6 protein-coding genes are annotated in these 12,874 nt (G+C 69.6%); 5 read left to right on the forward strand and 1 reads right to left on the reverse strand.

What is annotated here, in order from left to right; translation table 11 throughout:
- Positions 1 to 368 precede the first annotated feature (368 nt).
- A complete protein-coding gene (locus tag QMK61_RS14065; protein ID WP_302072922.1) occupies positions 369 to 890 on the reverse strand; it encodes a c-type cytochrome in 522 nt (173 codons plus the stop codon).
- Between the two features lie 453 nt (positions 891 to 1,343).
- On the opposite strand from QMK61_RS14065, the gene QMK61_RS14070 reads away from it, so the two are divergent.
- The 5 genes from QMK61_RS14070 to QMK61_RS14090 all read left to right on the forward strand — a co-directional run bounded on the left by QMK61_RS14070 (position 1,344) and on the right by QMK61_RS14090 (position 12,870).
- Positions 1,344 to 2,573 carry an efflux RND transporter periplasmic adaptor subunit gene (locus QMK61_RS14070; protein ID WP_302072857.1) on the forward strand — a complete coding sequence of 410 codons (1,230 nt, stop codon included), beginning with the start codon at positions 1,344 to 1,346 and terminating at the stop codon, positions 2,571 to 2,573.
- Positions 2,574 to 2,719: 146 nt separating this feature from the next.
- Positions 2,720 to 5,956: an efflux RND transporter permease subunit gene (locus tag QMK61_RS14075; protein ID WP_302072858.1), complete on the forward strand. Its 3,237-nt coding sequence runs from the start codon at positions 2,720 to 2,722 to the stop codon at positions 5,954 to 5,956.
- Positions 5,957 to 6,133: 177 nt separating this feature from the next.
- A complete protein-coding gene (locus QMK61_RS14080) occupies positions 6,134 to 9,259 on the forward strand; it encodes an efflux RND transporter permease subunit (protein ID WP_302072859.1) in 3,126 nt (1,041 codons plus the stop codon).
- A 175-nt stretch (positions 9,260 to 9,434) separates the two neighbouring features.
- Complete coding sequence (locus QMK61_RS14085) at positions 9,435 to 11,663, forward strand: NADP-dependent isocitrate dehydrogenase (RefSeq protein WP_302072860.1); 2,229 nt, start codon at positions 9,435 to 9,437, stop codon at positions 11,661 to 11,663.
- Positions 11,664 to 11,796: 133 nt separating this feature from the next.
- Positions 11,797 to 12,870 (forward strand): TraB/GumN family protein, encoded by a 1,074-nt coding sequence (locus tag QMK61_RS14090; protein ID WP_302072861.1) that lies wholly within the window; start codon positions 11,797 to 11,799, stop codon positions 12,868 to 12,870.
- The last annotated feature ends 4 nt before the right edge of the window (positions 12,871 to 12,874 follow it).

Raw genomic sequence — 12,874 nt, forward strand, 5'->3', positions numbered from 1 at the left:
CGATGTCATCGAGCACACTTCCACCAGCGGCCGGAGGCTGCCCTGAACGTGTCCACCATCTCTCCGAACGAATGTCCGCTATGTGTCCGGGCTGAACACAGGGGAGGGTCGGGGAGGGGTAGGCGGGCTTGCCGCGAGGTTGGACCCCCTCCCAACCTCCCCCTGCGTGCAGGGGGAGGGGCGAACGAAAACGCCGCCCGGGCCTTTCTCCCTCCCCTGCTTGCAGGGGAGGGTCGGGGAGGGGTAGGCGGGCTTGCCGCGAGGTTGGACCCCCTCCCAACCTCCCCCTGCGTGCAGGGGGAGGGGCGAACGAAAACGCCGCCCGGGGGGGCGGCGTTTGCTTTTGCTTGATTGAAGCGGGGGGTGCCTTACTTCGCCTGGCCCACGATCCAGGTCACCGCAGCCTTCACCTGGGCGTCGGTGAGCGCGGGGTTGCCGCCCTTGGGCGGCATGAAGTTGCCGTCCGGGCCGTGGTAGCCCTCGGTGGCATGCTTGATCAGGGTGTCCAGGCCCTCGGCGATGCGCGGCGCCCACATGGCCTTGTCGCCCAGCTTCGGCGCGCCGGCCACGCCGGCGGTGTGGCAGCTGTGGCAGAGGTTGTCGTAGATGGTCTTGCCGTCGGTGGTGCCGCCGTAGGCGACCTGCGCGGCGGCCGCCTTGGCCGCGGCGGCCTGGGCGGCTTCCATCGCCGCGCGGCCGGTGTCGCCGGCGTACACGGCGCCGACCGGGGCCAGGCGGGCGGTCGCGTCCTTCGAGGCGGCGGGGTCGGTCTCGGCCGGCTCGCGGTGGTAGATCGTCACCGCGGTGATGATCAGCACCAGGGTCAGCAGGCACAGGCCGACGATCAGGATCGAGAACTGCTTAAGGAAGCCCTGGTCGGATTTGGTCAAGGAACCGCTCACGCTAGTCTCCAGTCATCGTTGGGTCGGCCCGGGGGCCGCGGCCTCCGAGGCATGCCTGATCGCCGGGGTGGCGAGGTCGCTTCCCGGCTCCGACAGGGACGCGCGGGCAACAAAGCCCACATTATAGACGAACCCGCGTGGAAGGGATGCGTTGTCGCAGGCCACGGACGGATGGCCGTCCATGCCGGGGCGGTGGCGGCGCGCGGCGGTATCGCGGTGGCGGGAAAAGCCCCGTATCCTGTGCCCGGCCGGCGGCGGAATGGCGTCGCATCGGGCTTCGCCCCTGCCATCGGTCATGCCGCCCCCATGTCAACTGGCATTGTCCAATGCCGTTGAACTGCCCCTATTCTTCAGCAGTCCATCCATTTCAACATCCACCGTTCCAGGCGCAGGTGCGCGCCGGCCGGGCCTGCGGGCCGGCCGTCTACCCGGGAGTTCTACATGTCGCGTTTTTGGAAGATCGCGCTGATCGTCGTAGCCGTGATCGTGGTGCTGGCGATCGGTTTCCGGCTGGTGCACAAGCCCGGCGGCGCGGGCCAGGGCCGCGGCGGCGCACCGGGCGCCGGCGGCGACAATGCGCCGGTGCCGGTCACGGTGGTGCCGGTGGCGAAGCAGGACGTGCCGATCTACCTCACCGGCCTGGGCACGGTGGTGGCGCGCAACACCGTCACCGTGAATCCGCAGGTGGGCGGCCAGCTGCTCAGCATCAACTTCAAGGAAGGCGACGAGGTGAAGAAGGGCGACCTGCTGGCGCAGATCGACCCGCGCACCTTCCAGGCCAGCTACGACCAGGCCGTGGCCCAGCAGCACCAGGCCGAGGCCCAGCTGGCCACCGCGCGCAGCAACTACGAGCGCAGCAAGACGCTGCTGGCGCAGAACTACATCGCCAAGCAGGACCTGGAAAGCCTGCGCAACACCGTGGTCCAGGACGAGGCGCTGGTGGCCGCCGACAAGGCCAACGCGGAGAACGCCAGGGTGCAGCTGGGCTACACCCGCATCGTCTCGCCGATCGACGGCGTGGCCGGCCTGCGCGCGGTGGACCCGGGCAACGTGGTGACCACCAGCACCGCCATCGTCACGCTGACCCAGATCCACCCGATCTACGTGGAATTCAACCTGCCCGAGCAGAACCTCGACCAGGTGCGCAGCGCCTTCCGCAGCGGCGTCAGCCTGCCGGTGACCGCGCTCGACCGCACCGACGCCCACCCGATCGACGCCAGCGGCGCGCTGCAGGTGGTGGACAACCAGATCGACGCCACCACCGGCACGTTCAAGCTGCGCGCGCTGTTCGACAACAAGGACGGCAATCTGTGGCCGGGCCAGTTCGTCAACGTGCAGCTGAAGGTGAACACGGTGCAGGGCGGCCTGGTGATCCCGGCGCAGGCGGTGCAGCGCGGCCCGGACGGCGACTACGTGTACGTGGTGCAGGCCGACAAGACGGTGAAGATGCAGCCGGTGACGGTGGCCAGCGAGGTGGGCGACAGCCACGTGATGATCGGCAAGGGCCTGGCGCTGGGCGAGCAGGTGGTCACCGAGGGCCAGTTCCGGCTGAAGCCGGGCAGCAAGGTGAATCCGCTGAAGCCCGGCGAGGTGCCGCCGGCGCCCACCGCGGCGGAGCTGCAGAAGGCCGCCAAGTCCGGCCAGGGCGGCCGCGGTCGCCGCGGGCATTGATCTGAACGCCTCCCCCTGCCCGCAGGGGGAGGCCGGGAGCGGGCGCGGACTTCGCGGCGCGCGGCACCCCTCCCCGGCCCTCCCCCGCGCGCAGGGGAGGGGCTGACACACCACGCGGCACGAGGCCGCAACAAGGGTTCGCATCCATGGGCTTCTCCACCCTCTTCATCCGCCGGCCGATCGCCACCTCGCTGCTGATGGTGGCGGTGCTGCTGCTCGGCATCCTCGGCTACCGCCAGCTGCCGGTGTCGGCGTTGCCGGAGATCGAGGCGCCCAGCCTGGTGGTGACCACGCAGTACCCCGGCGCCAGCGCCACCACCATGGCCTCGCTGGTGACCACGCCGCTGGAGCGGCAGCTGGGGCAGATCTCCGGGCTGGCGATGATGAGCTCGGACTCCTCCGCCGGCCTGTCCACCATCGTGCTGCAGTTCAACATGGGCCGCGACATCGACGTGGCCGCGCAGGACGTGCAGGCGGCGATCGAGCAGGCCAAGGGCACGCTGCCGAACAACCTGCCGTACCCGCCGGTGTACAACCGGGTGAACCCGGCCGATGCGCCGATCCTCACCCTGTCGCTGCGGTCCGACAGCCGCCCGCTGCGCGACATCAACGACATGGCCGACTCGGTGATCGCGCAGAAGCTGTCGCAGGTGCCGGGCGTGGGCCTGGTGTCGATCGCCGGCAACGTGCGCCCCGCGGTGCGTGTGCAGGTGAACCCCTCGCAGCTGGCCAACCTCGGCCTGACCATGGAGGACGTGCGCAGCGCGCTGACCCAGGCCAACGTCAACGCGCCCAAGGGCACGCTCAACGGCAAGACGCAAAGCTACTCGATCGGCACCAACGACCAGCTCAAGGACGCCGCCGAATACAAGAGCACCATCATCAGCTACAAGAACGGCGCGCCGGTGCGGCTGGCCGACGTGGCGCAGGTGGTGGACGGCGTGGAGAACGACCAGCTCGCCGCCTGGGCCGACAACAAGCCCGCGGTGCTGCTGGACATCCGCCGCCAGCCCGGCGCCAACATCGTCAAAACGGTGGAGCAGATCCGCCAGGTGCTGCCCTCGCTGCAGGCCACGCTGCCGGCCGACGTGCACCTCAACGTGTTCGCCGACCGCACCATCACCATCCGCGCCTCGGTGCACGACGTGGAGTTCACCCTGCTGCTGACCATCGTGCTGGTGGTGGCGGTGATCTTCGTCTTCCTGCGCCGGCTGTGGGCCACGGTGATCCCCTCGGTGGCGGTGCCGCTGTCGCTGCTCGGCACCTTCGGCGTGATGTCGTTCACCGGCATGTCGCTGGACAACCTCTCGCTGATGGCGCTGACCGTGGCCACCGGCTTCGTGGTGGACGACGCGATCGTGATGATCGAGAACATCGTCCGCTACATCGAGCAGGGCAAGGACGGGCCGGAGGCGGCCGAGATCGGCGCGAGGGAGATCGGCTTCACGGTGCTGTCGCTGACCGTGTCGCTGATCGCGGTGTTCCTGCCGCTGCTCTTGATGCCCGGCGTCACCGGCCGCCTGTTCCACGAGTTCGCCTGGGTGCTGACCATCGCGGTGGCGATCTCGATGCTGGTGTCGCTGACGCTGACGCCGATGATGTGCGCCTACCTGCTCAAGCCCGACCAGCTGCCCGAGGCCGAGGACGCGCACGAGCGCCACCTCGCCGCCGGCAAGCTGACGGTGTGGGCGCGCACCGTGGGCCTGTACGAGCGCTCGCTGGACTGGGTGCTGGACCACCGCCGGCTGACCATGCTGGTGGCCACGATCACCCTGGTCGTCACCGTGTTCCTCTATGTCGTGATCCCCAAGGGCCTGCTGCCCGAACAGGACACCGGCATGATCACCGGCGTGGTGCAGGCCGACGACAACATCGCCTTCCCGCAGATGGAGGACCGCACCAAGGCGGTGGCCGCGGCGCTGCGCGCCGACCCGGCGGTGGCCGGCGTGGCCGCCTTCATCGGCGCCGGCACCATCAACCCCACCATCAACCAGGGCCAGCTCAGCATCGTGCTGAAGGACCGCGGCAAGCGCGGCAGCCTGGACGACGTGGTCGCCAGCCTGCAGAAGGACGCCGCCGGCATCCCCGGCGTGGCGCTGTACCTGAAGCCGGTGCAGGACGTGACCCTTGACACCCGCGTGGCCGCCACCGAATACCAGTACTCGCTGTCCGACGTGAAATCCGCCGACCTGGCCACCTACGCCACCCGGATGACCCAGGCGCTGCGCCAGCGTCCCGAGCTGGCCGACGTGGACAACAACCTGGTCAACCAGGGCAACGCGCTGAAGCTCGACATCGACCGCGAGAAGGCCAGCCGCCTGGGCGTGCCGGTGCAGACCATCGACGACACCCTGTACGACGCCTTCGGCCAGCGCCAGATCTCCACCATCTTCACCCAGCTCAACCAGTACCGCGTGGTGCTGGAGGTGGCGCCGCAGTTCCGCAACCGCACCGACCTGCTGGACAAGCTGACCGTGCGCGGCAACGGCAACGGTGCGCTCACCGGCTCCACCGCCACCAGCTTCGGCCAGCTGAAGTCGAGCAACTCGGCCACGCCGTCCGGCATCGGCAACACCGGCAACGTGGGCTTCCAGATCGGCGCCGGCGGCACCATCCCGCTGTCCTCGCTGGCCACCGCCACGGTGACCGACGCGCCGCTGGTGATCAGCCACCAGAACCAGCTGCCGGCGGTGACCATCTCGTTCAACCTGGCGCCGGGCTACTCGCTGTCGCAGGGCGTGGAGGCGATCCACGAGGTGGAGGCGCAGCTGAAGTTCCCGCCGCAGGTGCGCGGCGAGTTCATCGGCAAGGCGGCGGAGTTCTCCTCCTCGCTGGGCGACGAGGTGCTGCTGCTGCTGGCCGCGATCGTGGTGATCTACATCGTGCTGGGCGTGCTGTACGAGAGCTACATCCACCCGCTGACGATCATCTCGACCCTGCCGCCGGCCGGCGTGGGCGCGCTGCTGGCGCTGATCCTGTTCGGCATGGACCTGTCGGTGGACGGCATCGTGGGCATCGTCCTGCTCATCGGCATCGTGAAGAAGAACGCGATCATGATGATCGACTTCGCGATCGAGGCGCAGCGCAAGGGCATGGACGCGCGCGCGGCGATCCACCGCGCCTGCCTGCTGCGCTTCCGCCCGATCATGATGACCACCGCCGCCGCCATGCTCGGCGCGCTGCCGCTGGCGCTGGGCAACGGCATCGGCGCCGAGCTGCGCCGGCCGCTGGGCGTGTCGATCGTGGGCGGCCTGCTGCTGTCGCAGCTGATCACGCTGTACACCACGCCGGTGATCTACCTCTACATGGAACGGTTCTCCGACTGGCTGCGCCACCGTCGCGAGCAGCGCGAGCTGGCGCTGGCGCGGCGGAGCGGGGCGTGACGTTCGCGGTGCCGGCCGGGCCGGCATCGTGCCGCGAGGGGCGGGCCTGCGGGCTGGCGCCCCTTTCGGCTTTTTTGCGGCGGCCGGTTCAACCGGATCGTGGCCTGCGCGTTGAAATGAGCTAGGCATGATCCCCGTCGCCCCCGTGACTCCGCAACACGCCGTGATCCGTACCGCATGAACATCTGTGCACCGTTCATCCGCCGCCCGATAGGCACCTCGCTGATGGCGATGGGCGTGTTCGTGATCGGCATGATCTGCTACTCGCTGCTCGGCGTATCGGCGCTGCCGGACATGCAGTTCCCGGTGATCTTCGTCTCCGCCAGCCAGGCCGGCGCCGATGCCAGCACCATGGCCGCCACCGTGGCCGCGCCGCTGGAGCGCCACCTGGGCCAGGTGCCGGGCATCGACAGCATGAATTCGCACAGCTCCGAAGGCAGCACCTTCGTGCTGATGTTCTTCCAGGACGGGCGCGACCTGGACTCGGCCGCGCGCGACGTGCAGGCGGCGATCAACGCCGCCATGCCCGACCTGCCCACTGGCCTCAACGGCGCCCCCAGCTACCGCAAGGCCAACCCCAACGACGACCCGATCATCGTCTTCGCGCTGACCTCCGAGACGCAGTCGGCCGCCGCCCTGTACGACGTGGCCGACTCGCTGCTGGCGCAGCGGCTGCGGCAGATCCCGGGCGTCTCCTCGGTGGACATCGCCGGCGCCGCCACCCCGGCAATCCGCGTCGACGTGAACCTGCGCGCGCTCAACGCCATGGGCCTGTCGCCCGACCAGCTGCGCAACGCGCTGGTGGCGGCCAACGTCACCTCGCCGCAGGGCTTCCTGAGCAACGGCAAGACGCAGATGGTCGTCACCGCCAACGATTCGCTGCACGACGCGCAGGACTTCGCCGACCTGGTGGTGGCGATGCACAACGGCGTGCCGGTGCGCCTGTCCGACGTGGCGAAGGTCTATGCCGGTACCGAGGACGCGTACCAGGCGGCCTGGTTCCAGGGCAAGCCGGCGATCCTGATGTACGTGTACAAGCAGGCCGACGCCAACGTCATTGCCACGGTGGACCGGGTGAAGGCCGAGGTGCCGGGGCTGCGCTCCTACCTGCAACCGGGCACCACGCTGACGCCGTACTTCGACGGCACCCCGACCATCCGCGCCTCGCTGCACGAGGTGCAGGCCACGCTGCTGATCTCGCTGGCGATGGTGGTGCTGACGATGGCGCTGTTCCTGCGCCGGCTGGCGCCCACGCTGATCGCCGCGATCACCGTGCCGCTGTCGCTGGCCGGCGCGTTCGTGGTGATGTACATCCTCGGCTACACGCTCAACAACCTCACCCTGCTGGCGCTGGTGATCGCGATCGGCTTCGTGGTCGACGACGCCATCGTGGTAATCGAGAACATCATCCGCCACATCGACGCCGGCATGTCGCGGCTGGAGGCGACACTGGCGGGCGCGCGCGAGATCGGCTTCACCATCGTCTCCATCACCGCCTCGCTGACCGCGGTATTCATCCCGCTGCTGTTCGCCGGCGGCATCACCGGCATGTTCATGCACCAGTTCACGATGACCCTGGTGGCGGCGATCGTGATGTCGATGCTGGTCTCGCTGACGCTGACGCCCTCGCTGTGCGGGCGCTTCCTGCGCGGCCATCGCGAGCCGGAGAAGCCCTCGCGGCTGGGCGCCGCGCTGGAGCGCTTCCACGCCGGCATGCTGCGCGTCTACACCCGCGCGCTGGACTTCTCGCTGCGCCACGTGCTGGCGCTGTCGCTGACGCCGCTGGCGCTGATCCTGGCCACGTTCTTCCTGTTCAAGGTGGTGAAGACCGGCCTGTTCCCGCCGCAGGACACCGGGCTGATCTGGGGCCGCGCCACCTCCAGCGCCACGGTGTCCTTCGCCGAGTCGCAGGCGCGCCTGCAGCGCATCACCGACATGCTGCTGGCCGACCGCGACGTGGCGGTGGTGGGCACGCGCCTGGGCAGCAGCCGCAGCGGCACCAGCGCCTCGTTCAACATCCAGCTGAAGACGCGCGCCGAAGGTCGCCGCGACGACACCTTCGCCGCGCTGGCGCGTCTCAGCGCCAAGGCCGACCGCTACCCCGACCTCAACGTGCGCCTGCGCCCGATCCAGGATCTGCCCAGCGGCGGCGGTGGCACCAGCCAGGGCGCGCAGTACCAGGTGTCGCTGCAGGGCAACGACCTGGCCGAACTGCAGGAATGGCTGCCCAGGCTGGTCGACCAGCTGAAGAAGAACCCCAAGCTGCGCGACGTGGGCAGCGACGTGGACGAATCCGGCCTGCGCCAGAACATCGTCATCGACCGCGACACCGCGGCGCGGCTGGGCGTGTCGGTGGGCGACATCGACGGCGCGCTGTACGACGCCTTCGGCCAGCGCCAGGTCAGCACCATCTACTCCGACCTCAACCAGTACAAGGTGGTGGTCAACGCGCTGCCCAACCAGACCGCCACGCCCGACGCGTTGAACAAGATCTACGTACGCTCCAGCGGCGGCAAGATGATCCCGATCACCGCGATCGTGAAGCAGGTGCCCGGCCTGGCGCCCTCGTCGATCACCCACGAGAACCAGTACACCACGATGGACCTCAGCTTCAACCTCGCGCCCGGCGTGAGCATGGGCGAGGCCTACGCGATCATCCAGCACACCGTGGACGGCATGCGCATGCCCGGCGACATCCGCCTCGGGTTGGGCGACAACTTCCGCCGCTTCCAGCAGGCGCAGAGCGGCATGCTGTGGCTGCTGCTGGCGGCGGTGCTCACCGTGTACATCGTGCTGGGCATGCTGTACGAGAACCTGGTCCACCCGGTGACCATCCTGTCCACGCTGCCCGCCGCCGGCGTCGGCGCGCTGCTGGCGCTGTGGGTCACCGACACCGAGCTGTCGGTGGTGGCGCAGATCGCGCTGGTGCTCTTGATCGGCATCGTCAAGAAGAACGCGATCATGATGATCGACTTCGCCCTGGTGGCGCAGCGCGAGCACGGCAAGTCGCCGCGCGACGCCGTGCGCGAGGCCTGCGTCGTGCGCTTCCGCCCGATCATGATGACCACCATGGTGGCCATCCTCGCCGCGCTTCCGATCGCCATCGGCCTGGGCGAAGGCAGCGAACTGCGCCGCCCGCTCGGCATCGCCCTGATCGGCGGCCTGCTCGTCTCGCAGACCCTGACCCTGCTCAGCACGCCCGCGCTATACGTGGTGTTCTCCTGCCTCGCCGACCGCTGGAGCGCCCGCCGCGCGAGGCGGCGCGAGCGGCGTCGGGCCCGGCTGCTGGCGCAGCGAGGCTGAGCGGGCGGTGCCCGCCGCCGCCCATGCATAGGAGGGGCGGCGCTTTGCCTGGCGCCGCGAAACCACGACAATGGGAAGATTTCGCCATGGCCGCCCGCATGGTCGCCGCGCCTCGAGGCACGCGCCGGCGGGTGCCGCATCATCTTCCCCGAACCACCAGAGGGTCAGCGTCACCATGTCCGACACCCCCAAGATCATCTACACGTTGACCGACGAAGCGCCGTTCCTGGCCACGCAGTCACTGCTGCCGATCGTGCAGGCGTTCACCGCCACTGCGGGCATCGCGGTGGAGACGCGTGACATCTCGCTGTCCGGGCGCATCCTGTCGCAGTTCCCCGATTACCTGAAGGACGGCCAGAGGATCGCCGACGACCTGGCTGAGCTGGGCCGGCTCGCCACCACGCCGGAGGCGAACATCATCAAGCTGCCGAACATCAGCGCCTCGGTGCCGCAGCTGAAGGCGGCGATCAAGGAGCTGCAGGCGCAGGGCTATGCGCTGCCGGACTACCCGGACGAGCCGAAGACCGGCGCCGAGAAGGACGCCAAGGCGCGCTACGACAAGGTCAAGGGCAGCGCGGTGAACCCGGTGCTGCGCGAGGGCAATTCCGACCGCCGCGCGCCGCTCTCGGTGAAGAACTACGCGCGCAAGCACCCGCACCGGATGGGCGCGTGGAGCGGGGATTCGAAGACCCATGTGGCGCACATGGATGGCGGCGACTTCTACGGCAGCGAGAAGTCGGTCACCGTCGACGCGCCCGCCACGGTGAGGATCGAATGGTCCAGCAAGGACGGCGCCGCCAGGGTACTGAAGGACGGGATCGCGCTCGAGGCCGGCGAGATCATCGACGCCGCGGTGATGAGCCGCAAGGCGCTGGCGTCCTTCGTCGACGCGCAGATCGAGGACGCCAGGAAGCAGGGCGTGCTGTTCTCGCTCCACCTCAAGGCCACCATGATGAAGGTGTCCGACCCGATCATGTTCGGCGTGGTGGTGGGCGAGTTCTACAAGGACGTGTTGGCGAAGCACGCGGACGCGCTGAAGCAGGTGGGCTTCGACCCGAACAACGGCATCGGCGACCTGTATGCGCGCCTGGGCCAGCTGCCGGAGGCGACGCAGGCCGGGATCAAGGCCGACATCGCGGCGGAGTACGCCCGGCGCCCGGCGCTGGCGATGGTGAACTCCGACAAGGGCATCACCAACCTGCACGTGCCCAGCGACGTGATCATCGACGCCTCGATGCCGGCGATGATCCGCGACTCCGGCAAGATGTGGAACGCCGAGGGCAAGCTCGAGGACACCAAGGCGGTGATCCCCGACCGCAGCTATGCCGGCGTCTACCAGGCGGTGATCGAGGACTGCAAGGCGCACGGCGCGTTCGACCCGGCGACGATGGGCAGCGTGCCCAACGTGGGCCTGATGGCGCAGAAGGCCGAGGAATACGGCTCGCACGACAAGACCTTCCAGCTCGCCGCCGACGGCGTGGTGAAGGTCGTCGACGGTTCCGGCAAGGTGCTGCTGCAGCACGCCGTGGAAGCCGGTGACATCTGGCGCATGTGCCAGACCAAGGACGCGCCGGTGCAGGACTGGGTGAAGCTCGCGGTGGAGCGCGCGCGCCTGTCGGCCACCCCGGCGGTGTTCTGGCTCGACGCGAACCGCGCGCACGACCGCGAGCTGATCGCCAAGGTTGGGCGCTACCTCAAGGACCACGACACCGCGGGCCTGGACATCCGCATCCTCGATCCGGTGGCGGCCGCGAAGTTCTCGCTGGAGCGCATCCGCAAGGGCCAGGACACCATCTCGGTCACCGGCAACGTGCTGCGCGACTACCTTACCGACCTGTTCCCGATCATGGAGCTGGGCACCAGCGCCAAGATGCTCTCCGTCGTGCCGCTGATGGCCGGCGGCGGCCTGTTCGAGACCGGCGCCGGCGGTTCCGCGCCCAAGCACGTGCAGCAGTTCCTGGAAGAGGATTACCTGCGCTGGGATTCGCTGGGCGAATTCCTCGCCCTGGCCGCCTCGCTGGAGCACGTGGCCGACCGCTACGGCAACGCCGCCGCCGGCGTGCTGGCGAAGACGCTGGACCAGGCCAACGGCAGGATCCTCGACAACGACAAGTCGCCTGCGCGCAAGGTCGGCGAGCTGGACAACCGCGGCAGCCACTTCTACCTGGCGCTGTACTGGGCGCAGGCGCTGGCGGCTCAGGACAGCGACGCCGGCCTGAAGGCGAGGTTCGCCCCGCTGGCGCAGGCGCTGGCGCGGGACGAGGCGAAGATCGTGGCCGAGCTCAACGGCGTGCAGGGCCGCCCGGTGGACATCCACGGCTATTACCACCCCGACCTCGGCCTGGTGGGCGGCGCCATGCGGCCCAGCGCCACCTTCAACGCCGCGCTGGCGCAGTTGAAGTAGGGCGGGTCCGCAGGACGGAACGGGCGCGCTGGCGCCCGTTCCGCCATCATGGCGCCGCATGCGGGAACCTGGCCGCGGCGCGCCGGTCCGAATCCGGGACATTGACGGGATGCCGCAACTGCAGGGAGGGAGCATGCACGGCAGGCTGTGGATGATCGCGGTGCTGGCCCTGGCCGGCCTGCAGGCGGCGGCGCAGACGGTGCCCACGCCGGCCGCATCCGCCGCACGGGACCTGCCCGCGGTAGTGGTCAGCGGTGAGCTGCCCGGCCCCGGGTTGTGGAAGGTGAGCAAGGATGGCCACGTGCTGTGGATCCTCGGCACGCTCGCGCCGCTGCCGAAGAAGATGGCGTGGTCCGCGCGGCAGGTGACCGCGGTGGAGCTGGCCTCGCAGGCCGTGTTGCGGCCGCCCGGCATCGCGCTGCACGCCAAGCTGGGCTTCTTCGGCACGCTGCTGCTGTTGCCGCGGCTGATCGGCATCCGCGACGATCCCGGTGGCCGCAGGCTGGCGCAGGTGCTGCCGCCGCCGTTGTACGCGCGCTGGCAGACGCTGAAGGCGCAGTACCTCGGGCGCGATCGCGGCGTGGAGAAGTACCGCCCGATCTTCGCCGGGCTCAAGCTCTACCAGGCGGCCATCAAGCGGGCCGGGCTCGACGACCGCGACGTGGCGCGCAAGCGGGTGGAGAAGCTGGCTAGGCAGCACGACATTCCGCTGGTGAAGACCGACTACGTGGTCGCCATCGCCGATCCGAAGGCGGCGCTGAAATCGTTCCGCCACGGCAGCATGGACGACCTGGCCTGCTTCGGGCAGATGCTGGACCGCGTCGAGTACGGCGTGCCGAACATGCAGGCGCGCGCCAACGCCTGGGCCACCGGCGACATCGACACCCTGGCGCGGCTGCCGCGCGACCATGCCGGGCAAGCCTGCGCCGACGCGCTGAGCGGGGCCGCCTTCGCGCGCCAGCAGGGCCTCGACGACCTGCCGGAAAAGCTGGCGCGGAGCTGGATGGCGGCGGCGGTCCAGGCGCTGGCGCAGCACCGCAGCACGCTGGCGCTGCTGCCGATGCGCGACCTGCTGGCGCCGGACGGCTACCTCGCCCGGCTGCGGGCAGGGGGCTATACGGTCGAATCGCCCGGGGCCCAGGACGCATCGCCGGCCGATGCCGGCAGCGCTGCGTCGCCGGCGGCTCCGGCTTCGGTCACGCGTTGATGGC

It is taken from the genome of Fulvimonas sp. R45 (assembly GCF_030504985.1).
In the GTDB taxonomy this organism is placed as follows: Bacteria; Pseudomonadota; Gammaproteobacteria; order Xanthomonadales; family Rhodanobacteraceae; genus Rhodanobacter_A.